Annotated in this window: 28 protein-coding genes; 24 read left to right on the plus strand and 4 right to left on the minus strand. The window is 64.0% G+C overall.

Annotation, left to right across the window (positions count from 1 at the left end; translation table 11 throughout):
* The first annotated feature begins 52 nt into the window (after positions 1-52).
* From mlaD to tatC, 22 genes are all read left to right on the plus strand, one after another.
* Entirely contained in the window at positions 53-526 is a 474-nt protein-coding gene (gene mlaD / locus LK540_RS07130) for an outer membrane lipid asymmetry maintenance protein MlaD (protein ID WP_229436422.1), read from the plus strand.
* Complete coding sequence (locus LK540_RS07135) at positions 523-1,350, plus strand: VacJ family lipoprotein (protein WP_229436423.1); 828 nt, start codon at positions 523-525, stop codon at positions 1,348-1,350. Before mlaD ends, LK540_RS07135 begins: the two co-directional genes overlap by 4 nt.
* Positions 1,351-1,467: 117 nt before the next feature.
* Positions 1,468-2,118 (plus strand): phospholipid-binding protein MlaC, encoded by a 651-nt coding sequence (locus tag LK540_RS07140; RefSeq protein ID WP_229436425.1) that lies wholly within the window; start codon positions 1,468-1,470, stop codon positions 2,116-2,118.
* Between the two features lie 17 nt (positions 2,119-2,135).
* The gene (locus tag LK540_RS07145; protein WP_229436427.1) at positions 2,136-2,393 is read left to right on the plus strand and encodes a lipid asymmetry maintenance protein MlaB; all 258 of its coding nucleotides are present in this window, start codon (positions 2,136-2,138) and stop codon (positions 2,391-2,393) included.
* A 391-nt stretch (positions 2,394-2,784) separates the two neighbouring features.
* Positions 2,785-3,717, plus strand: a complete 933-nt coding sequence (locus LK540_RS07150; RefSeq protein ID WP_229436429.1) for an ABC transporter ATP-binding protein — start codon at positions 2,785-2,787, stop codon at positions 3,715-3,717.
* Positions 3,714-4,481, plus strand: a complete 768-nt coding sequence (locus LK540_RS07155) for an ABC transporter permease (RefSeq protein ID WP_374041331.1) — start codon at positions 3,714-3,716, stop codon at positions 4,479-4,481. Before LK540_RS07150 ends, LK540_RS07155 begins: the two co-directional genes overlap by 4 nt.
* 20 nt (positions 4,482-4,501) lie before the next feature.
* Entirely contained in the window at positions 4,502-4,738 is a 237-nt protein-coding gene (locus LK540_RS07160; RefSeq protein ID WP_229436430.1) for a BolA family protein, read from the plus strand.
* Between the two features lie 2 nt (positions 4,739-4,740).
* A complete protein-coding gene (murA, locus tag LK540_RS07165) occupies positions 4,741-5,991 on the plus strand; it encodes a UDP-N-acetylglucosamine 1-carboxyvinyltransferase (protein WP_229436432.1) in 1,251 nt (416 codons plus the stop codon).
* Between the two features lie 19 nt (positions 5,992-6,010).
* Positions 6,011-6,685, plus strand: coding sequence for an ATP phosphoribosyltransferase (gene hisG / locus LK540_RS07170; RefSeq protein ID WP_229436434.1), 675 nt, complete (start codon positions 6,011-6,013; stop codon positions 6,683-6,685).
* Positions 6,686-6,688: 3 nt separating this feature from the next.
* The gene (gene hisD / locus LK540_RS07175) at positions 6,689-8,005 is read left to right on the plus strand and encodes a histidinol dehydrogenase (RefSeq protein WP_229436436.1); all 1,317 of its coding nucleotides are present in this window, start codon (positions 6,689-6,691) and stop codon (positions 8,003-8,005) included.
* Positions 8,002-8,826, plus strand: coding sequence for a site-specific DNA-methyltransferase (locus LK540_RS07180; RefSeq protein WP_229436438.1), 825 nt, complete (start codon positions 8,002-8,004; stop codon positions 8,824-8,826). The genes hisD and LK540_RS07180 overlap by 4 nt, the downstream gene beginning before the upstream one ends.
* A gap of 2 nt (positions 8,827-8,828) precedes the next feature.
* Positions 8,829-9,929, plus strand: coding sequence for a histidinol-phosphate transaminase (gene hisC / locus LK540_RS07185; RefSeq protein WP_374041332.1), 1,101 nt, complete (start codon positions 8,829-8,831; stop codon positions 9,927-9,929).
* 19 nt (positions 9,930-9,948) lie between these two features.
* Complete coding sequence (hisB, locus tag LK540_RS07190; protein WP_056341024.1) at positions 9,949-10,539, plus strand: imidazoleglycerol-phosphate dehydratase HisB; 591 nt, start codon at positions 9,949-9,951, stop codon at positions 10,537-10,539.
* Between the two features lie 5 nt (positions 10,540-10,544).
* Complete coding sequence (hisH, locus tag LK540_RS07195; protein WP_229436442.1) at positions 10,545-11,186, plus strand: imidazole glycerol phosphate synthase subunit HisH; 642 nt, start codon at positions 10,545-10,547, stop codon at positions 11,184-11,186.
* 52 nt (positions 11,187-11,238) lie between these two features.
* On the plus strand, positions 11,239-12,015 hold the full coding sequence (gene hisA, locus LK540_RS07200; RefSeq protein ID WP_229436444.1) for a 1-(5-phosphoribosyl)-5-[(5-phosphoribosylamino)methylideneamino]imidazole-4-carboxamide isomerase: 777 nt from the start codon (positions 11,239-11,241) through the stop codon (positions 12,013-12,015).
* Positions 12,016-12,019: 4 nt separating this feature from the next.
* Complete coding sequence (hisF, locus tag LK540_RS07205; RefSeq protein WP_229436445.1) at positions 12,020-12,781, plus strand: imidazole glycerol phosphate synthase subunit HisF; 762 nt, start codon at positions 12,020-12,022, stop codon at positions 12,779-12,781.
* A 17-nt stretch (positions 12,782-12,798) separates the two neighbouring features.
* Positions 12,799-13,215: a phosphoribosyl-AMP cyclohydrolase gene (gene hisI / locus LK540_RS07210; RefSeq protein ID WP_229436447.1), complete on the plus strand. Its 417-nt coding sequence runs from the start codon at positions 12,799-12,801 to the stop codon at positions 13,213-13,215.
* Positions 13,212-13,553: a phosphoribosyl-ATP diphosphatase gene (locus LK540_RS07215; RefSeq protein ID WP_229436449.1), complete on the plus strand. Its 342-nt coding sequence runs from the start codon at positions 13,212-13,214 to the stop codon at positions 13,551-13,553. The genes hisI and LK540_RS07215 overlap by 4 nt, the downstream gene beginning before the upstream one ends.
* 101 nt (positions 13,554-13,654) lie before the next feature.
* Positions 13,655-14,029: a histidine triad nucleotide-binding protein gene (locus tag LK540_RS07220; protein WP_229436450.1), complete on the plus strand. Its 375-nt coding sequence runs from the start codon at positions 13,655-13,657 to the stop codon at positions 14,027-14,029.
* Between the two features lie 404 nt (positions 14,030-14,433).
* Positions 14,434-14,676 carry a Sec-independent protein translocase subunit TatA gene (gene tatA, locus LK540_RS07225; protein ID WP_229436451.1) on the plus strand — a complete coding sequence of 81 codons (243 nt, stop codon included), beginning with the start codon at positions 14,434-14,436 and terminating at the stop codon, positions 14,674-14,676.
* Positions 14,677-14,688: 12 nt separating this feature from the next.
* A complete protein-coding gene (tatB, locus tag LK540_RS07230) occupies positions 14,689-15,192 on the plus strand; it encodes a Sec-independent protein translocase protein TatB (RefSeq protein ID WP_229436452.1) in 504 nt (167 codons plus the stop codon).
* Positions 15,193-15,948, plus strand: coding sequence for a twin-arginine translocase subunit TatC (tatC, locus tag LK540_RS07235; RefSeq protein WP_229436453.1), 756 nt, complete (start codon positions 15,193-15,195; stop codon positions 15,946-15,948).
* A 59-nt stretch (positions 15,949-16,007) separates the two neighbouring features.
* Here the strand turns inward: tatC and LK540_RS07240 are convergent, their stop codons facing one another.
* Positions 16,008-16,274, minus strand: coding sequence for an MbcA/ParS/Xre antitoxin family protein (locus tag LK540_RS07240; RefSeq protein ID WP_229436454.1), 267 nt, complete (start codon positions 16,272-16,274; stop codon positions 16,008-16,010).
* Positions 16,275-16,495: 221 nt separating this feature from the next.
* On the opposite strand from LK540_RS07240, the gene LK540_RS07245 reads away from it, so the two are divergent.
* The gene (locus tag LK540_RS07245) at positions 16,496-17,560 is read left to right on the plus strand and encodes a MerR family transcriptional regulator (RefSeq protein WP_229436456.1); all 1,065 of its coding nucleotides are present in this window, start codon (positions 16,496-16,498) and stop codon (positions 17,558-17,560) included.
* Positions 17,553-18,824 (plus strand): MFS transporter, encoded by a 1,272-nt coding sequence (locus tag LK540_RS07250; RefSeq protein ID WP_229436458.1) that lies wholly within the window; start codon positions 17,553-17,555, stop codon positions 18,822-18,824. The genes LK540_RS07245 and LK540_RS07250 overlap by 8 nt, the downstream gene beginning before the upstream one ends.
* 257 nt (positions 18,825-19,081) lie before the next feature.
* Here LK540_RS07250 and LK540_RS07255 read toward each other — a convergent pair whose 3' ends face one another.
* The 3 genes from LK540_RS07255 to LK540_RS07265 form a co-directional block, all read right to left on the minus strand.
* Positions 19,082-20,089 (minus strand): retropepsin-like aspartic protease, encoded by a 1,008-nt coding sequence (locus tag LK540_RS07255; protein ID WP_229436460.1) that lies wholly within the window; start codon positions 20,087-20,089, stop codon positions 19,082-19,084.
* 62 nt (positions 20,090-20,151) lie between these two features.
* Positions 20,152-20,682, minus strand: a complete 531-nt coding sequence (locus LK540_RS07260) for a hypothetical protein (protein ID WP_229436461.1) — start codon at positions 20,680-20,682, stop codon at positions 20,152-20,154.
* Positions 20,675-21,562 carry a DUF2167 domain-containing protein gene (locus LK540_RS07265; RefSeq protein ID WP_229436462.1) on the minus strand — a complete coding sequence of 296 codons (888 nt, stop codon included), beginning with the start codon at positions 21,560-21,562 and terminating at the stop codon, positions 20,675-20,677. Before LK540_RS07265 ends, LK540_RS07260 begins: the two co-directional genes overlap by 8 nt.
* Positions 21,563-21,588 lie beyond the last annotated feature (26 nt).

Here is a 21,588-nt window from a genome sequence, read left to right on the forward strand (position 1 = left end):
CAGAACCGTTTCGTTTGGCCGCGCACAGATGGCCTGACTACTAGGAATTACTATGCACCGTAAAATCATCGACGTCTGGGTCGGCCTCTTCGTTCTGCTGGGCGCGGCCGCTGTCCTGTTCCTGGCTCTCCAGGCCGGTAACATGAGCTCGCTTTCCTTTACCGACACCTATGTCGTGACAGGGAAATTCGACAACATCGGTGGCTTGAAGCCGCAGGCGCCAGTCAAGAGCGCCGGTGTCGTGGTGGGTCGCGTTGGCGACATCAGCTTCGACGATAAAACGTTCCAGGCGAATGTGACCCTGGATCTGGACGAAAACTATCAGTTCCCGAAAGATTCGTCGCTCAAGATCCTGACCGCAGGTCTGCTTGGCGAGCAATACATTGGCATCGAACCGGGCGGCGACACCAAGAATCTCGTCGACGGCGATCGAATCAACCGTACGCAATCGGCCACCGTGCTGGAAGACCTGATCAACCAGTTCATCTACAGCAAGGCCGCCGAAGGAAAGGATGGCAGCGAATGAAAAGCAAGAAGATGACTACCCTGCCGCGACTGAGTGGCCTGGCCTTGGCAGTGGCCGCCTGCGCCGTGCTGTCGGGTTGCGCCACCTCGGCCAACCCGCAGGATCCGCTGGAAAAGTTTAACCGCGCAAGCTTCGCCTTCAACGACGCGGTCGACCGCACCGTCCTGAAGCCGGTGGCCACCGGCTACAAGAACGTGACCCCGGGCTTCGTCCAGACCGGCGTCGGCAATTTCTTCGGCAACTTGTCGGATGCCTGGAGCGCCGTCAACAACCTGCTGCAGGGCAAGGGCGAAGCCGGCATGACCGACGTTACCCGTGTGGCGCTGAACTCGACCTTCGGCATCCTGGGCCTGCTCGACATCGCGTCGGAAGCCGGCTTGCAGAAACACAACGAAGACTTTGGCCAGACCCTCGGTTATTGGGGTGTTCCTTCGGGTCCCTTCTTGATGTTGCCGCTGTTGGGCCCATCTACGATCCGTGACACCACCGCCTTGCCGGCGGACCGCTGGGGCGATCCATGGAAGTACAAGGACCCGCATAACTGGCGCAACATCGGCAGCGGTATTCGTGTGATCGACCAGCGCGCTTCGCTGCTGGATGCATCGAACCTGCTGGAAGAAGCCGCACTCGACCGTTACGAGTTCCTGCGCGACGGCTACCTGCAGCGCCGCCAGAGCCAGGTGTACGACGGCAATGTGCCGCGTGCGGCGGCCGAAGACGACGGCGACGATGCGCCGACCTCGAGCAGCCAGGTGGTGCCGCTGCCGGCATCGCCGGCGCCAGCCGAGCCTGCCGCGGCGGAAACGCCCGCGAAGACGCAGTAATGACTGCGCAGTAATCACTGCGCAGTCATTATCGAGTAAGTACCAGGGAACTGGCTGTCGCCCCGCTTGACGCGGCGCCCCAGCCGGAACCTACAACGAACAGAAAAGAGAGAGCCCATGAAACCCATCGCCCACCTCATCGCCACCGTTGCTTCCGTCGCCTTTGCCACCAGCGTCATCGCTGCGCCGGCGCCTGCCACCAACGAAGCGCCGGACGTCTTGGTCAAGCGCATCAGCGCCGAAGTCATCGACACCGTGAAGTCCGACAAGGACATCCAGGCCGGTAACCGCAACAAGATCATGGACCTGGTCAATTCGAAGATCCTGCCGTACGTGGATGCCGAGAAAATGACCGCTCAGGCAGCCGGCCGCTTCTGGCGCCAGGCCACCCCGGAACAGCAAAAGCGCCTGTCGGAAGAATTCCGCACGCTGCTGGTGTACACCTACTCGGGCGCACTGTCGACGATCAAGAATGAAACCGTCGAGTTCAAGCCGATGCGTTCGAGCCCGACCGACACCGACGTCGAAGTGCGTTCGCAGGTGAACGTCGCCCGTGGCGAGCCGATCACCTTGAACTACCGTCTGGCCAAGGGCGACGGCGGCTGGAAGATCTACGACATCAACGTGCTGGGCGCTTGGCTGGTGGAAACCTACAAGGGCACCTTCACCGCCGAGATCAACAAGTCCGGCATCGATGGCCTGATCAACCGCCTGGCCGAACGTAACAAGCAGCTGGCCAGCAAGCCGCTGAACACGCCGAAGAAATAATGGCCGAAGCAAATCCTATGTTGTCCCTTGACGCCCTGACCTTCGAGACCGCCGATGCGGCCCTGGAGCAGGGCATCGCCGCCATCCGCGCCGGCGAAACCGTGTTCGACCTCGGCGGCGTGCGCGCCGCCGATTCCTCGGGCGTGGCCCTGCTGCTGGCCTGGCAACGCCGCGCGCGCGATGCGGGGCAGAAGCTCACGTTCATCAATGTGCCGGCGAATATCGATGCGCTGGCCAATTTGTATGGGCTGGATGGGGTGCTGGAGCGGTCGTAAATGTGCCGCTGTAGCCATAACTGGCCGCAGGCGGTGAACACGTAGGGTGGGCACTCCGTGCCCACGCGTGAAGCGTGCGGGCCTGCGGCTCATCCCATGGGGGCGTTTCGATAGCGCCCATTTTGGCCCGATGCGTTATCGACTCTCTTCCGGAGCCTGATCGGCTTTCTCATTTCGCCTTTGCCGCAACGGCCGCCGATGACGCCGCCTTCCGCGTGGGCACGGGGTGCCCACCGTACGGTTGAGTTCGCCAATTCCTTCGGCACCTCCTATAAGCTGGCTTTGTTGGCTTCTCATTCCCCCAAGCTCTTGCATTTCCGATTTCCCCTATAATGGGTCGTTTCCCCGCTCGGCTCGCGCGCGTCCTGCGCCACGGCCACTCCCAAGAACAATGACAGCGATCCAGATTAGCAGCGTCGAGAAAAGCTACAAGGGCTTCAAGGCCCTCAAGGGCGTTTCCCTGAACATCGAGCAAGGCGAATTCTTCGGCCTGCTCGGCCCGAACGGCGCCGGCAAGACGACCCTGATTTCCACCATCGCCGGCCTGATCCGGCCCGACGTCGGCAGCGTGAAGATCCACGGCCACGACGTCGTCACCGACTTCCGCAATGCGCGCAAGAATCTCGGCGTGGTGCCCCAGGAACTGGTGTTCGATCCCTTCTTCACCGTGCGCGAAACCCTGCGCTTGCAGTCGGGCTACTTCGGCATCAAGAACAACGATGCCTGGATCGACGAGATCATGCACAACCTCGATCTCACGAACAAGGCCGACGTCAACATGCGCGCCCTGTCCGGCGGCATGAAGCGCCGGGTGCTGGTGGCGCAAGCCCTGGTGCACAAGCCGCCCGTCATCGTGCTGGACGAGCCGACCGCCGGCGTCGACGTCGAGCTGCGCCAGACCCTGTGGAAATTCATTTCGCGCCTGAACCGCGAAGGCCACACCGTCGTGCTGACCACCCACTACCTGGAAGAAGCCGAGGCCATGTGCCAGCGCGTGGCCATGCTGAAGCTCGGCGAGGTGGTGGCGCTCGACAGCATGCAGGGCCTGCTGCGCCGTGTGTCCGGCTCGCAACTCATCGTCCACCTGAAGGAAGGCACGCTGCCGGAAGGCCTGCGTCCGCTGGTCTCGCACGACGAACAGGAAAACGGCAAAGGCAACCGCTACAGCCTGCGCATCAACGCCCCGGGCGAAGTCGAGGCCATCCTGGCGCGCCTGCGCGAAAGCGGCGCCGTGGTCGACGAGATGCAGTTGCAGCAAGCCGACCTGGAAGACATCTTCCTGCAAATCATGGGCGATGCCAAAGCCGGAAAGGGTGCACTGTGAGTTTCGTTTCCGTGGGTTTCCGTACCCTGTTCTATAAAGAAATGCTGCGTTTCTGGAAAGTAGCGACGCAAACCATCGCCGCGCCGATCCTGACCGCCATGCTCTACCTGCTGATCTTCGGCCACGTGCTCGAAGGCCGGGTCGAAGTCTACCCGGGCGTCAGCTACACCGCCTTCCTGGTGCCGGGCCTGGTGATGATGAGCGTGCTGCAGAATGCCTTCGCCAATTCGTCGTCCTCGCTGATCCAGTCGAAGATCACCGGCAACCTGGTGTTCATCCTGCTGCCGCCGCTGTCGCACTGGGAAATCCTGCTGGCCTATGTGTCCGCTTCCGTGGTGCGCGGCCTGGTGGTCGGCGCCGGCGTGTTCGCGATTACCGCCTGGTTCGCCCACCTCAGCTTTGCGGCGCCGCTGTGGATCATCGTGTTCGCCGTATTGGGCGCGGCCATTCTCGGCACCCTGGGCGTGATCGCCGGTATCTGGGCCGACAAGTTCGACCAGCTCGCCGCATTCCAGAACTTCCTGATCATGCCCGCCACCTTCCTGGCCGGTGTGTTCTATTCGATCCACTCGCTCCCAGGCTTCTGGCAGGCGGTCTCGCATTTCAACCCGTTCTTTTATATGATTGACGGGTTCCGCCACGGCTTCTTCGGCACGTCCGATATTTCGCCCTGGACCAGCCTGGCCATCGTCTCCGTGTTCTTCGCGGTATTGGCGGCCATTGCGATCAATTTGCTCCGGCACGGCTACAAGCTGCGCCACTAATACATTATTTAGGATTTATCGTGTCGACCACCCCAGAACTGATCCACAGCTACATCGAAAAGGGCCTGCAGTGCACCCACCTGCAGGTCGAGGGCGATGGCCGGCACTTTTCGGCCCTGATCGTCTCGCCTGAATTCGCAGGCAAGCGCCCGATCCAGCGCCACCAGCTGGTGTACGCCGCGCTCGGCGACCGCATGCGCGAGGAAATCCACGCGCTGTCGATGAAGACCCTGACCCCGGACGAGTACCAAGGATAAGCATGGACAAGCTCCAGATTGTTGGCGGCAAGCGCCTGAACGGCGAGATCGCGGTATCCGGCGCCAAGAACGCGGCCCTGCCCATCCTGTGCGCCGGCCTGCTGACGGCAGGCGATGTCGAACTGACCAACGTGCCGCGCCTGCACGATGTGAAGACCATCCTCAAGCTGCTGGCCCAGACCGGCCTGACCGTGAACCAGGACGATGAAAACGTCACCCTGAACGGCGCCAACATCACCAGCCTGGAAGCACCGTACGAGCTGGTGAAGACCATGCGCGCGTCGATCCTGGTGCTCGGCCCGCTGCTGGCGCGCTTCGGCGAAGCCAAGGTCTCGCTGCCGGGCGGCTGCGCCATCGGTTCGCGTCCGGTCGACCAGCACATCAAGGGCCTGCGCGCGATGGGCGCCGAGATCACGATCGAAGGCGGCTACATCTACGCCAAAGCCAAAAAGCTCAAGGGCGCGCGCATCCTGACCGACATGATCACGGTCACCGGCACCGAGAACCTGCTGATGGCTGCTACCCTGGCCGAAGGCGAGACCGTGCTGGAAAACGCCGCGCGCGAGCCGGAAGTCACCGACCTGGCCAACCTGCTGGTGGCCATGGGCGCGAAGATCGAGGGCATCGGCACCGACCGCCTGGTGATCCAGGGCGTTTCGGAACTGCATGGCGCCAAGCACGCCGTGATCTCGGACCGTATCGAAGCCGCCACCTTCCTCTGTGCAGTCGCTGCCACCGGCGGCGACATCGTGCTGACGAATACCCGCACCGACATCTTCGATGTCGCGCTCGACAAGCTGCGCGAAGTCGGTTTGCAGATGGACGTGGGCAGCAACACCATCCGTGCGCGCATGGATGGCCGTCCGCAGCCGGTGTCCTTCCGCACCACCGAATACCCGGGCTTCCCGACCGATATGCAGGCCCAGTTCATGGCGGTGAACACGATTGCCGCCGGTCCGAGCCGCGTGACCGAGACCATTTTCGAGAACCGCTTCATGCACGTGCAGGAGATGAACCGCCTCGGCGCCTTCATTTCCACCGAGGGCAACACTGCCTTCATCAAGGGTGTCGACCGCCTGGTCGGCGCACCGGTGATGGCGACCGACCTGCGCGCCTCGGCCTCGCTGGTGATCGCCGGAATGGCCGCCGAAGGCACGACCCTGATCGACCGCATCTACCACCTCGACCGCGGCTACGACCGCATGGAAGTGAAGTTGTCGGCGGTTGGCGCCGACATCGTGCGGATCAAATAACGGGTTACGAAACTAAGTCATGAGCATTGCAACACAATCGACGGAGCCAGGCCTGATCCTGGCCCTGTCCAAGGGCCGCATCTTCGAGGACACGCTGCCTCTGCTGGAGGCGGCCGGCATCGTCGTCACCGAGAACCCGGAGACTTCGCGCAAGCTGATCCTGGCCACCAACGACCCGCTGGTGCGCGTGCTGATCGTGCGCGCTTCCGACGTGCCGACCTACGTGCAGTACGGCGCGGCCGACTTCGGCGTGGCCGGCAAGGACGTGCTGCTCGAGCATGGCGGCGAAGGCCTGTACCAGCCGGTGGATTTGAACATCGCCTGCTGCCGCATGTCGGTGGCGGTAAACGCCGGCTTCGACTACGAGACCGCCGTGCGCCAGGGCGCGCGCCTGCGCGTTGCCACCAAGTTCACGCACACCGCGCGCGAGCACTTCGCCAGCAAGGGCGTGCACGTCGACCTGATCAAGCTGTACGGCTCGATGGAGCTGGCGCCGCTGGTCGGCCTGTCCGACGCCATCGTCGACGTGGTCTCGACCGGCAACACCCTGCGCGCGAACAACCTGGTCGAAGTCGAGAAGATCATGGAGATCTCCTCGCGCCTGGTCGTGAACCAGGCCGCGCTCAAGCTCAAACGCGAGCGCCTGCAACCGATTATCGAAGCCTTCGACAAGGCATCCAGACTACAAGGCTGAACCATGGCAGTACAGATCCGCACCCTCGATTCCACCGACGCGAACTTCAAACAGCAACTGCATACGCTGTTGGCTTTCGAGGCCGCGACCGACGACGCAATCGAAACCGCGGTGGCGACCATCCTCGCCGACGTCAAGAAGCGCGGCGATGCGGCCGTGCTCGAATACACGAACCGTTTCGACCGCGTGAATGCGACGAGCATCAGCGCCTTCGACCTGACCCAGGACGAGCTGCAAGCGGCCCTGGCCGCACTGCCGGACGCCCAGCGCGCCGCATTGCAGACCGCGGCCGAGCGTATCCGCGTGTTCCACGAACGGCAAAAGCAGGAACTGAACGGCTTCACCTACACCGAGCCTGATGGCACCGTGCTGGGCCAGCGCGTCACGCCGCTGGACCGCGTCGGCATCTACGTCCCGGGCGGCAAGGCTGCCTATCCGTCGTCGGTGCTGATGAATGCGATCCCGGCGCAGGTAGCTGGCGTAAAAGAGATCGTCATGGTGGTCCCGACCCCGGACGGCGTGAAGAACCAGATGGTGCTGGCCGCCGCCGCGATTGCCGGCGTGACGCGCGTGATCACCATCGGCGGCGCCCAGGCTGTCGGCGCACTGGCCTATGGCACCGAGACCATTCCGGCCGTCGACAAGATCGTCGGCCCCGGCAACGCCTATGTGGCCGCCGCCAAGCGCCGCGTGTTCGGCGTGGTCGGTATCGACATGATCGCCGGTCCTTCCGAGATCCTGGTGCTGTGCGACGGCACCACCGACCCGGACTGGGTGGCGATGGACCTCTTCTCGCAGGCCGAGCACGACGAACTGGCGCAGGCGATCCTGCTGTGCCCGGACGCGGATTACATCAAGCAGGTGGAAGCGAGCATCCACAAGCTGCTGCCGACCATGCCGCGCGCCGAGACCATCACGACCTCGCTCACCGACCGTGGCGCCCTGGTAAAGGTGCGCGACATGGAAGAAGCCTGCGCGATCGCCAACGACATCGCCGCCGAGCACCTGGAAATCTCGGCCGAGAACCCGCAGCAATGGGCCGAGCAGATCCGCCATGCCGGCGCCATGTTCCTGGGCCGTTTCTCGTCGGAGTCGCTGGGCGACTACTGCTGCGGCCCGAACCACGTGCTGCCGACCTCGCGCACGGCGCGCTTCTCGTCGCCGCTGGGCGTGTACGATTTCCAGAAGCGCTCGTCGGTCATCCAGGTGAGCGAAGCCGGCGCCCAAACGCTGGGCCGTGTCGCGGCCGAACTGGCGTATGGCGAAGGACTGCAGGCGCACGCGCGCAGCGCCGAACTCCGACTCAAGCAAAAGTCATGACGGACTGGGTCAACCAGGTCTACTGCGAGGACGCGCTGGCAGGGCTGGCGCGCATCCCCGATGGTTCGGTTGACCTGATCCTGACCGACCCGCCCTATAACCTCGGCAAGGACTACGGCAACGCCTCGGACCAGCAAAGCGTCGAGGCCTATCTGGCCTGGACCGAGGAATGGGTGAACGCGGCGCTGCCCAAGCTGAAACCCAACGGCAGCCTGTACATCTTCCTGACCTGGCGCTTCGCGCCCGAGATCTTCGTCATGCTGAAAAAGCGCATGACGATGATGAACGAGATCATCTGGGACCGCCGCGTGCCCTCGATGGGCGGCAGCGTGCGCAGCTTCTCGTCGGTGCACGACACCATCGGCTTCTTCGTGAACCGCAAGGATTATTATTTTGATCTCGATGCGGTGCGCGTGCCCTACGACGAAGCGACCAAGAAGGCGCGCACGCGCTCGATTTTCGTCGGCGCCAAATGGCTGGAAGTCGGCTACAACCCGAAAGACCTGTGGAGCGTGTCGCGCCTGCACCGCGAGCATCCGGAGCGCGCCGACCACCCTACGCAAAAGCCGCTCGAGATCATCGAACGCATGATCAAGGCATCCTGCCCGCCGGGCGGCGTGGTGCTCGACCCCTTCATGGGCAGCGGCACCACGGCGATCGCGGCCAAGCGCCTGGGCCGCCAGTTCGCCGGCTTCGAGCTGAACCCGGCCTACTGCGAGATCATCGAAGCGCGCCTGGCCTCGCCCGACCCCGAACCCACCATCAAGCAACGCAAGAGTATCGCGCGCCGCGCACGCGCCGCCACCGTCACCGAGGAATGAGCATGCCCATCGAGAACCTGATCGCCAACGTCATCCGCGCGGACATCCGCGCCAATAGCGCCTATGTCGTGCCCGATGCGAGCGGCTACATCAAGCTGGACGCGATGGAAAACCCGTACGCGCTGCCGGACGACCTGCGCCAAGAACTGGCCACGCGCCTGGCCGATGCGGTGCTGAACCGCTACCCGGTGGCGTCCTACGCCACGCTGAAGGAAAAAGTGAGCGCCAAGCTGGGCATCCCGGACGGCTACGGCGTACTGCTCGGCAACGGCTCGGATGAACTGATCCAGATCGTCACCACCACGGTGGCCAGCACGGACCAGCGCGCCGTCGTGATGGCGCCGGTGCCGGCGTTCGTCATGTATTCGCGTTCGGCCCAGTTCGCGGGTGCCGATTTCGTCGGCGTGCCGTTGAAGGCCGACTTCACGCTCGACCTGCCGGCGATGCTGGCGGCGATTGAAGAACACCAGCCGGCCGTGGTCTTCCTGGCCTACCCGAACAACCCGACCGGCAACCTGTTCGCCACGGCAGACATCGAAGCCATCCTGCGCGCCCTGGGCGACAACGGCATCGCCGTGCTCGACGAAGCCTACCAACCCTTCGCGCGTAAAACCTTCATGGACCGCCTCGGCGAGTTCGACAACCTGGTCGTGATGCGCACCGTATCGAAGCTGGGCCTGGCCGGCATCCGCCTCGGCTACATGACCGCCGCGCCAGCCCTGCTGGCCGAGTTCGAGAAGGTGCGTCCGCCGTACAACGTGAACGTGCTGACCCAGGTGGCGGCCGAGTTCGTGCTGGATCACGTCGACGTGCTGGACGCCCAGGCCGCCTCGATCAACGCCGAGCGCGAGCGCCTGGCGGCCGAACTGGCGGCCCTGCCGGGAGTCGAAGTATTTCCGTCGGCGGCGAATTTCATTTCGCTGCGGGTAGCGGACGCCGCCGCTGTCTGCGCTAAACTCCTTGCCGAGAAGGTGCTGATCAAAAATTTGAGTAAAATGCACCCATCGCTGGCCAATTGCATTCGTGTGACGGTCAGCACGCCGGAAGAAAACTCCGCATTCCTGAACGGCCTGAAGGCGGCCCTCCCAGCAGCCTCCGCCTGAGCCAAACGAGCACCTTTTCATGACCCGCACCGCAGACATCACCCGCAACACCAACGAGACGCAGATCCGCGTCGCGCTCAATCTCGACGGCACCGGCCGCCAGAAACTGAACACCGGCGTGCCCTTCCTGGACCACATGCTGGACCAGATCGCCCGCCACGGCATGATCGACCTGGAAGTCGAGGCTGTGGGTGACCTGCACATCGACGCCCACCATACCGTCGAAGACACCGGCATCACGCTCGGCATGGCAATCGCCAAGGCCGTCGGCGACAAGAAGGGCATGACCCGCTACGGTCACTCCTACGTGCCGCTGGACGAGGCGCTGTCGCGCGTGGTGATCGACTTCTCCGGCCGCCCTGGCCTGGAAATGCACATCCCCTGGACGCGCGCCATGATCGGCACCTTCGACGTCGATCTCACCGGCGAATTCTTCCGCGGCTTCGTGAACCACGCCGGCGTGACCCTGCACATCGATAACCTGCGCGGTGTGAACGCCCACCACCAGTGCGAAACCGTCTTCAAGGCCTTCGGCCGCGCGCTGCGCATGGCGACCACGTTAGACGAGCGCGCCGCCGGCATCATCCCTTCGACCAAAGGCAGCCTGTAAACACCATGGCGAACAAGATCGTAGTGGTCGATGGCCTCGGCAACCTGCGCTCGGTAGCGCAGGCCCTGCGCGCCGCCGCGCCGGAAGCCGACATCCTGGTATCGAATAGCGCCGCCGACATCGACGCGGCCGACCGCATCGTGCTGCCGGGGCAGGGCGCCATGCGCGATTGCATGGACAGCTTGCGCGCCTCGGGCGCCGAGGATGCCCTGCGCCGCGCCGTCGCTACCCGCCCCGTGATGGGCGTGTGCGTGGGCGAGCAGATGCTGTTCGACGAGAGCGAAGAAAATGGCGGCACGCCCGGTCTGGGCCTGTTGCCGGGCAAGGTGGTGCGCTTCCAGTTGGACGGGAAAACCCAGGCCGACGGCTCGCGCTTCAAGGTCCCGCAAATGGGCTGGAACCGCGTGCAGCAGACCCGCGCCCACCCGCTGTGGGAAGGCGTGGCCGACGGCAGCTACTTCTATTTCGTGCACAGCTACTACGTCGCGCCGGACGAAGCGGGCGACACCATCGGCGAAACCGACTACGGCGGCCTGTACACCTGCGCCGTCGCCCGCGATAACCTCGTCGCCACCCAGTTCCACCCCGAGAAGAGCGCAGCCGCCGGCCTGCGCCTGTACCGCAATTTCATCCACTGGAATCCTTGAACATCCGTTCACTCTTCCGCTCACTTCCTCCGTTCCTTTACCGACCACGACCATGCTGCTGATCCCCGCCATCGACCTGAAAGACGGTCACTGCGTTCGCCTGAAACAAGGCGATATGGACCTCGCCACCGTCTTCTCCGAAGACCCCGCCGAAATGGCCCTGCATTGGCTTCAACGTGGCGCGCGCCGCCTGCACCTGGTCGATTTGAACGGCGCCTTTGCGGGTAAGCCAAAGAACGAACCGGCCATCAAGTCGATCCTGCAAGTTGTCCAGGAGTTCGCCGAAGAGAACGGCATCGAAGAGATTCCGGTGCAGCTGGGCGGCGGCATCCGCGACCTCGACACCATCGAGCGCTACCTCGACGACGGCATCAGCTACATCATCGTCGGCACCGCGGCCGTGAAGAACCCGGGCTTCCTGCACGACGCCTGCGGCGCCTTCCCCGGCTCGATCATCGTCGGCCTGGATGCGAAAGACGGTAAAGTAGCCACCGACGGCTGGAGCAAGATGTCCGGCCACGAAGTGATCGACCTGGCGCAGAAATTCGAAGGCTACGGCGTCGAGTCCATCATCTACACCGACATCGGCCGCGACGGCATGATGGGCGGCGTGAACATCGAAGCCACCGTGCGCCTGGCGCAGGCCGTGCGCATCCCGATCATCGCCTCCGGCGGCCTGCACAACCTGGCCGACGTCGAAGCGCTGTGCGCGGTGCAGGACGAAGGCATCGAAGGCGTGATCTGCGGCCGTTCGATCTACGAAGGCACGCTCGACCTGGAATCGGCCCAGGCGCGCGCCGACGAACTGACCGAGGGCGAAGAAGCTTAACCCCATGCTGGCAAAACGTATCATCCCCTGCCTGGACGTGACGGGTGGGCGCGTCGTCAAGGGCGTCAATTTCACTGAGCTGCGCGACGCCGGCGACCCCGTCGAAATCGCGCGCCGCTATGACGGACAAGGCGCCGACGAAATCACCTTCCTCGACATCACCGCGTCGAGCGACGGCCGCGATTTGATCCTGCCGATCATCGAAGCCGTTGCGTCGACCGTGTTCATTCCGCTCACCGTCGGTGGCGGCGTGCGCAAGGTCGAGGACGTGCGCCGCCTGCTGAACGCCGGCGCCGACAAGGTGAGCATGAACACCTCGGCCGTGCAGAATCCGCAGCTGGTGTTCGACGCCTCGCAAAAGCACGGTTCGCAGTGCATCGTGGTGGCGATCGACGCCAAGCAGACCGCGCCCGGCAAATGGGAAGTGTTTACTCACGGCGGCCGGAATGCCACCGGGATGGACGCGGTGGAGTGGGCGATCAAGCTGCAGGAACTGGGCGCCGGCGAACTGCTGCTGACCAGCATGGACCGCGACGGCACCAAGTCCGGCTTCGATCTCGGCCTGACGCGCGCGGTGTCGGATGCGGTCGGCATTCCGGTAATCGCCTCGGGCGGTGTCGGTGGGTTGAAAGACCTGGCCGACGGCGTGCTCGAAGGGCATGCCGATGCGGTGCTGGCGGCATCCATCTTCCACTACGGCCAGCACACGGTCGGCGAGGCCAAGCGCTACATGGCCGAACGCGGTATTCCAATGCGACTGGATTGAGCATGACGACAACGCCAATGACTGCCGCTTCCAACGCGAAGTGGCTGAAAAAAGTGCGCTGGGACGAGAACGGCCTGGTGCCGGTGATCGCCCAGGAAGCCGCCACGGGCGACATTTTGATGTTCGCCTGGATGAACCGCGACGCCCTGGCGCGCACGGTGGAGCTGGGCGAAGCCGTCTACTGGAGCCGCTCGCGCAAGAAGCTGTGGCACAAGGGCGAGGAATCCGGCCACACGCAGAAAGTGCTGGAAATGCGCCTCGATTGCGATGAGGACGTGATCCTTTTGAAGATCGAGCAGGCCGGCGGCATCGCCTGCCATACCGGCCGCCATTCCTGCTTCTTCCAGAAGTTCGATGGCGAAGACTGGCAGGCGGCCGATCCTGTGCTGCAGGACCCGGAAACGATTTACACGAATACGAAGAAGACCCCATGAGCGAGATCCTGGCCCGCGTGGCCGCGACCATCGAAGGCCGCAAGCCCGAGAACGGCGGCGACCCGGCAACGTCGTATGCCGCCAAACTGTTCGCCAAAGGCGACGACGCCATCCTGAAAAAGATTGGCGAAGAAGCCACCGAGACCGTGATGGCGGCGAAAGACGCGCGCGTCTCGGGCGACACGTCGAAAATCGTGTACGAAGTGGCCGACCTGTGGTTCCATTCGATGCTGCTGCTGGCAAAGTTCGATTTGAATCCGCAGCAGGTGCTGGACGAACTGGCAAGGCGCGAGGGCGTGTCCGGCCTGGAAGAAAAAGCGTCGCGCAAGGACATCTGAAAACGGTTTGCGCGTGATTCGTCATGGCGCCGTCATCGTTCCCCCTTACTATGCCCGGATTGCCGCACGGTGTATTGTTGCGGTGACCATCAGGAGACAACATGGATAACTGCATTTTCTGCAAGATCGTCGCCAAGCAGATTCCGGCGAACGTGGTGTACGAGGACGACGATGTGCTGGCCTTCAAGGACATCAACCCGGCCGCGCCCGTGCATTTGCTGGTGATCCCGAAGGTGCACGTGGCAACCCTGTCCGACGTGACCGACGACCACACCGCGGTGCTGGGCAAGATGCTGGCGCTGGCGCCACGGCTGGCGGCGGAGCAGGGCGTGGGCGTGACCACGGATGCCAACGGCCAGCGCAGCGGCGGCTTCAAGACCCTGATCAACAGCGGTCCGAACGGCGGGCAGGAGGTGTATCACCTGCACCTGCACATGTATGGCGGCGAACGGCCGTGGCGTGGTTTGGGTACGTAACAGGAAGATAACCGACGCCGAATGATTGCGGCCTGCGGCCGAAATCGTACGGTGGGCACTCCGTGCCCACGCGGTTACGTGTTCATGCTTGCACCCGTTGGCCGTGACTAATCGCTCGAAACATATGCGATGAAACCGGACGCATGCGTGGCCGGGTTTGAAGCCGGCGGGCGATGCATCACCGCCAGCGGCAACCGCACACGCACGTAACCGCGTGGGCACGGAGTGCCCACCGTACGATTAACGGCCGGGCCCATGGCGGCGTCGGTAGTCGGGGCCGCTGTGGTATTGGCCCTTGACAATATTCTTTTGGCCGGGTCAAGAAGGGCCGCATGGCTTATACTGGCACGGTACGCTTTACTGCACTGATATTTCGGGCGCATGCGCCCACGAAGGAGATAAACATGGGTTCGATGAGTATTTGGCACTGGGTAATCGTGCTGGTCGTGGTGGTGCTGCTGTTCGGTACCAAGAAACTGGGCAATGTTGGTTCGGACATCGGCAAGGCCGTCAAAGGCTTCAAGGATGGCGTGAAGGGCGAGGAAGAGAAATCCGCAGCCAATCCGGCCAACCCTGCCAGCCCGACGCAGCAGGTGGCGGACAAGTCGACGATCGACGTCGAAACCCGCGAAAAACACCGTTCGTAATTCGCTCGCCCCATGATCGACCTGGGACTGTCGAAGATCGCCATCATCGGTGTGGTGGCGCTGATCGTGATCGGCCCTGAAAAGCTGCCGAAGGTGGCGCGCATGGCCGGCACCCTGTACGGGCGCGCCCAGCGCTACCTGCAGGACGTGAAATCCGAGGTCAGCCGCGAGATCCAGCTCGACGAACTGCGCAACCTGCACAAGGAAGTGGCGGACAGCGCGGCCGAGTTCCAGTCCGACGTCGAGCACCATATGTCGGGCGCCGTGAACGACGTCAAGTCGGCCTGGCAGGGCGATATCCAGCCGACCATCGCCACCCCGGCGGCGCCATCGGCCACGCTCGACGACCTCGAACGCAAGGCGCGCGATTTCCGGCGCAAGAAGCTGGTGCGCTCGTCGGCCATCCCCGCCTGGTACAAGCACCGCCACGGCGGCAAGACCCGCGTGCTGTCGGGCGCCGCACGCGTGCGCAAGTTCCGCCCTGGCGTGAAATCCTCCAATAGTTCCTTTTTCTAGATGACGACCCAAGAAGCGCCAGTCGAAGAAACCTTCATCTCCCACCTCGTCGAGCTGCGCGACCGCCTGGTCAAGGCCATTATCGGCGTGGCGCTGGTCTGCATCGCGTTGATGATCTGGCCGGGGCCGAAGGAGGTCTACGATTTCCTCGCCGAGCCGATGCTGCAATCGCTGCCGCCGGGTGCGAAGATGATCGCCACTGGCGTCGTCTCGCCCTTCCTGGTGCCGATGAAGGTGACGCTGATGGTCGCCTTGATCATCGCGCTGCCCTGGGTGTTCTACCAGATCTGGGCCTTTGTCGCCCCCGGCCTGTACGCCCACGAAAAGCGCCTGGTGCTGCCGCTGGTGATCTCGTCCTCGCTGCTGTTCATCGGCGGCGTGGCTTTCTGCTACTTCCTGGTGTTCGGCCGCGTGTTCCACTTCATTGCCGAATTCGCGCCCTCGACGATCGCGGTGATGCCGGACATCGAGAACTACCTCGACTTCGTGATGTCGATGTGCCTGGCTTTCGGCGCGACCTTCGAGGTGCCGGTGGTGGTGGTGATCCTGGTGCGCATGGGGATTGTCAGCATCGAGAAGCTGAAGTCGATCCGCCCCTACATGATCGTCGGCGCCTTCGTGATCGCGGCGATCGTCACGCCGCCGGACGTGGTCAGCCAGCTGGCCCTGGCCATTCCGATGTGCCTGCTGTTCGAGCTGGGCCTGCTGGTGGCGCCGATGTTCGTGCGCATGACGCAGGCGCCGGAAGAGGCATAAGCGGGGGAAGCAGCCAACAAAAAACCGGAGCGCGCTCCGGTTTTTTTACGTCCCCCCGCTTATTTGCCCGGCTTCGCCTGTGCGCCGCCGCGAATATGCGCCAGCACCTCCTGCTCGCGCCCGGCCGCCACCAGTTGCGCCGGCGTCTGGCCGCCGAAGGCCTCCAATGGCGCATCCATCCAGGCGCTGGCCGCCTCGTCCTTGCCGAGTATCCCCTTCATCTCGTGCATGACCGCGTAATACACCTGCGCCTTGCGCGACTGCGCATCGAAGCGGGCGCGCAGGGCGTCCATGGCGTCGGTCGTGATCTGTCCGTCAGTGCTCATGCTGGTTGTCGTCCAATGAAACCCACATCATACCGCCTGTAAAAGCCGGGGTCAGGTCTGACATTCGGACACGGCCTCTGCTGTAGCTCCATGCTCGGCCTTTCATACGGCTGAGCTTGTGTCCGAATGTCAGACCTGACCCTCGTTGTAAAAATGCTTGACCCTGACGCGGCGTCAGGCTTTATCGTTATGTGCATTAGGACAACATTACGGAGAGCGCGATGCTGTTGAAGATCGGCCAACTGGCAAAGCAAACCGGCCTGACTGTGCGCACCTTGCACCATTACGATGCCATCGGTCTGCTGCGCCCGAGCGGACGCGCGGAGAATGGCTACCGCCAGTACAACCGCAACGACGTCGCGCGCCTGCACCAGATCCAGGCCCTGCGTCGCCTGGGACTCAGCCTGGAAGAGGCGGGGGCATTGCTGGCAGGCGAGAATGCGGATATCGGCGCTATCGTCGCCCAGCAGATCGCCCAGCTGAACAGCCAGATCGAGAACGCGACCCTGCTGCGCGACCGCCTGCAGCGCCTGCAGGAAGATTTCGTCACGGCGGCCGAGCCGGACTTGCAGGAATGGCTGACCACGCTGGAACTGATGGCGATCTTCGACAAGCACCTGACGCCGGAGGAAACCGCGCGTTGGCGCACCCATGCGCAGGCCAGCCGCGCCGACGAGGGACGCGCCTGGAAGGCGCTGGCCGAGCATATCCACGGCCTGATCCGCGCCAAGGTGCCGCCCGAGTCGGAGCAGGCTCAGGACAGCGCACGCCGCTGGATGGCGCTGGTCGACCCGCACCTGAAGCGCAGCCCGCAGCTGATGCTCAAAATGGATGCCCTCTACCGCGACCAGCCGGACCTGCAGGCCGCCGCCGGCATGGACCACCTGCTGTTCGAATATGTCGGCGAGGCCGCCGCCCACTACCGCCTCGCCTTGTACGCGCGCCACCTGACTCCGGCCCAGCTGGAAGGCATGCACGAACGCTTCCTACGCCACCCGAACGGCCTGTGGGTGGCGCTGTGCCGCGACCTGGGCGCGCTGATGGATACAGGCGCGGCACCGGCCGATTCAGCAGTGCAGGCGCTGTGCCTGCGCTGGCGCCAGCTGTTCGCCGAATGCTACGGCAGCGACCCCGAGGTCAAGGCGCGCATCCTGCACGCCCAGGCCAACGATCCGCAGCTGGTGCTGGGCAGCGTCTGGGACACGCCGCTGCGCGCCTACCTGGATGCCGGCCTGGCCCATCTCGAGGCGCAGGAAGCCAGCGCGCGGGAGACCAGCCATGTCTGAGCGCGATCCGAACCCGGGCGCCCTGTGGCGCAACACGAACTTCCGCTGGCTGTTCGGCGGCGGCGTCATCTCCCTGCTGGGCGACCAGTTCACGCTCATCGCCTTGCCCTGGCTGGTACTGAAACTGAGCGGCGACCCGCTGGCACTGGGCGGCGTGCTGGCCGCGATCGGCGCGCCGCGCGCCATCTTCATGCTGGTCGGCGGCGCCATCGTCGACCGCAGCTCGCCACGCCGCATCCTGCTGCTCACCAAGTACGCCAACGCCGTCCTGATCGGCCTGCTCGGCGCGCTAGTGCTGACTCAGCGCGTCGACATGGCGCTGGTGTATGTGCTGGCGGCGGCGATCGGCGTGTGCAGCGCCTTTGCCTACCCGGCCGGCAGCGCGCTGCTGCCCGGCGTGCTGGAACCGGCGCTGCTGGCGCCAGCGAACGGCATCCTGATGGGCATGCGCCAGGTCGCGATGCTGCTCGGCCCCTTGTTGGCGGGCGTGGTGATCGCCGCGGGTGGAGATGCGGGCGACGCCGGTGGCGGCATCGCCGATGCGCGCGGCCTCGGCATCGCCCTGCTGCTCGATGCGCTCAGCTACCTGCTGTCGGCCGCCACGCTGGCGCGCGTGCGTCCCTTGGCGCAGACGCCCCCGGCCGCGAACAAACCGCCGCTGCTGGCCAGCCTGAAAGCCGGCCTGCGCTACTGCTGGGACGACACCACGCTGCGCGCCTGCTTCCTCTACTGGAGCGCGATGGCGCTGTTCGTTTCCGGTCCGCTGCAGATCGCCATGCCGCTGCTGGCCGAGCGCCTGGGCGGAGCCGGCACCTATGGCAGCCTGATGGCCGCGCATGGCGCCGGCATGCTGGCCGGGATGCTGCTCTCAAACGTACGCCCGGGCCTGCGCATCGCCAACTTCGGCACCACACTGCTGGTGGCCGACGGCGTGGTCGGCCTGCTGTTCATCGCCATGGCCGGCGTGGCCGGCGTCTGGCAGGGCGTCGGCTTGCTGGTGGCGCTGGGTGTCGTCGGCGGCTACCTGCAAGTGGCGGTGATGTCCTGGCTGCAGCGGCGCATCAGCCTCGACATGCTGGGCCGCGCGATGGCCCTGCTGATGTTCCTGTTCATGGGGCTGGCGCCGCTGTCGGCGGCGCTGAGCGGCTGGCTGGTGGGCGTGGTCGGGCTGGGTGCGATCTTCGCCGGGGCGGGCGTGGCGATGCTGGTGGTAGTGGTGTGCGGGTATGTCGGCACGCCGATCAGGCACCTGAGCGAGACCTGATGGCAGTCCCGGTAGCGTGGATTGCGCTGCCGGGTTTATCCGCCTGGATCTCGTGAGCCCGGACATGTCCATTTTCCGGAACGGGGAAGGTACAGACCGGCAGATGGGATTTCAGGTAACCGGATTTCAGGTCCGCTGCTGCGGCTGATTGTCTGCGTGATCAATGTGCAGGCAAATTGCCCGCGTCATGCACCAGGACGACAATGGGCGCCTGAGCCGGTTGCATGACCTGCTTATCCACGCCGATGCGCTGTTCGTTATTCTTGCACTGCCGGTTCCGAGAACGTAGCGCCGCCGAGATGGCTGATATAGATGCGGCGTTGGCTCATCGATATCAGGACACGGTGATTGCGCAGGAAGTCGAGGCCGAGCACCATCATCTCGCCCGACAGGCTCATGTCGAAAACGCGCAGGCTGGCCTGCGGGACTTTGTAATTCCCGATCGACAGATCCGACACCGGCGCACGCCAGACTTTCATGCGTGTATCCCGCCAGCTGATGATCTCGCCGCTGGGCGCCACATCCGGTGCATCCGTACGGATACCCAGGCGTGCCGCCGTATGCAGGTCGAGGTAGGAATAGGGCGAGCCGGTGGCAATCGTCGCACTCACGTCGGTGCCATTGATGCGTACCTTGAACCAGGGCCGTAAATCCTTGAGCGACGGGTCGAGCTTGAAATCCACGGTATGTGCTTGCGGATCCCAGGATGCGAGGAACGCCTTGCGGCATCCGCTGGGGCGGCTGACGCGCATTTCCTTATTGGCCAGCCACAAGTCCAGGTCCTTGCGCAGGAAATGACTCATGCCGAGACTGCCTGCGGCATCGTCATCCGAATCGACGACCGAAAAATATCCTTTGGCGTCGATACCGGCGGCATTCAATTGCGATAACAGGGCAACCATGATGTCGACGCCTGCATATGTGGTTTCCGAGCGCCTGACCTTGACGCCCAACTTTTCGAGTGGCGCACGATGCAGCAGCGTGACACGGCTTTCGGTTTCGAGCAGCATGTTCGCATTCTGGCCATCGATCGTGACAGGGAGGGCAGGGTATTGATGGGAACCGACCAGGCTCAAGGGAACCAGCGTCGTCGTTCCCATGTCGCATGCCTGGGCATGGGCGGAACCGGGAAGCGTGGTCGATGCCATGGCGGCAGACAGAACAAGAGAGGAGAAGCCGGAAAATCGGGATGCGTTATTCATGGACTGGTAATCGGTACCGATCGGGCGGCGGCTGGAAAGGCCACAGACCAATGCATTATTCATGGAAACCCTGATGGTGTAGCGATCTTGATGTGCTGCTCGGTGGGGTTTTGTTCTTGCCGGGATCAGCCGCCCATTCCCAGAGCCGGCCGCGTGGCCAGCCGCACTTTCACATACGCCAGCCATTGGTCGTTCTCGTCGACCTTCCCATCCACGATCTCGATCTTCTCGAAGCTGCGCCACGTTGCCTGCGAACCCTGGAACACGAGGTAGCTTTCGCCCAGCACGAAGCTGGGCGCGATGATGCAGTCGCTTTCGTTGATGGTCCGGCCGCCGCCGTGCTTCCAGAACACCGGCGCGGTGTGGTGCTCGAAGCTCGTATCCTTGTGGTTGCCGGTGGCCGGACCGCCCATCAGCGTGAAACTTTCCTGTTCCGGTCCGGCCAGGCGCTGCTGCACGACGAAGCGGTACTCGACTGCGGATTCTCCGGCAGGCGTGGCGCTCACGGCCATCGCCACCGTCACATCCCTCGCCCGCGCGATCTGTTCATCCACGCCGATCAGCTGCTGGGGCAGGGGACGATAGCAGGCCGATGCATCGTGGAGGATGAATGCGCAGAGCAGGGCAACCAGGCTGCGCGTCACGGGCTTACGCATCCTTGCGCTTGAAGAACTTGGCCAGCCCCGCCACCAGCCCGAAGCCCGCGATCAGGGCAATCTTGGCAAATTTTGCCAAGAAGGCCGCGATCACCGCGAACAGCCCCAGCTTCTTGGCCGCGACACCGGTCACCAGCGCGGCGATCCCGTACTCCGCCACCTTGTCGGTGCCGGCATTGAAGTCGGCGTAGGTCTTGCCGGTATTGAAGCTGGTCTGGGTCAGCAGGGTCTGCACGAAGGGTTTGTTGCGGGGCAGCGAATCCAGCCCGGACACCAGGTTCATCGACAGGTAGCCTTCGCGGCCCAGCACGTAGGTGTTGTAGTTGACGCCGTGCTCTTCGTTGCCGGCGCCCTTGTCCTTGCTTTCGATGGCCCACACCAGGCGGTGCGTGGCCTTGTCGTAGGTCGGCTTCTGGCTCCAGCCGACGATTTCCATGTCGGGCATACCACGTGCCTGGCGCTCCTTGTTGCCTTCCTCGGTGCCTTCCTTGATGCCGCTGAGTAGTTCGTCCGCATTCCAGTCCGCCGCCTCGTCGTCCTTGATGTAGCCGGCGTCGATGTAGCGCGGGACGACGAAGCTGTCGCCTTCGGGCGGCAGGATCACGCCGAGGCGGCTCGGGTCTTCGCCGTTGCCCATGGCTTTCAGCAGCTGGTCGGCCTGCGGCTGGGGGATGAAGGCGTAGCCCTCGGGGAGTTTCAGGCGGGCCTGCTTGCCGAGCGGGATCTCGGCCGGACCGGACTGCATGGCCGCCTGCACGGCCGCGCTGGCCGCTTTCATTTCCGCTTCCTGGTCGATCTTGCCGGGCTGCGCATAGGCGCCAGTCAATGCGAACGAAACGAGCAGTGCGCCTGCGGCGCGCGTGGTCCATGCAGTGTTCATGAAGCTCCCCGGTGATGGTCCGGCAG

This window comes from Massilia sp. IC2-278, assembly GCF_020708045.1.
Taxonomy (GTDB): Bacteria; Pseudomonadota; Gammaproteobacteria; order Burkholderiales; family Burkholderiaceae_D; genus Telluria.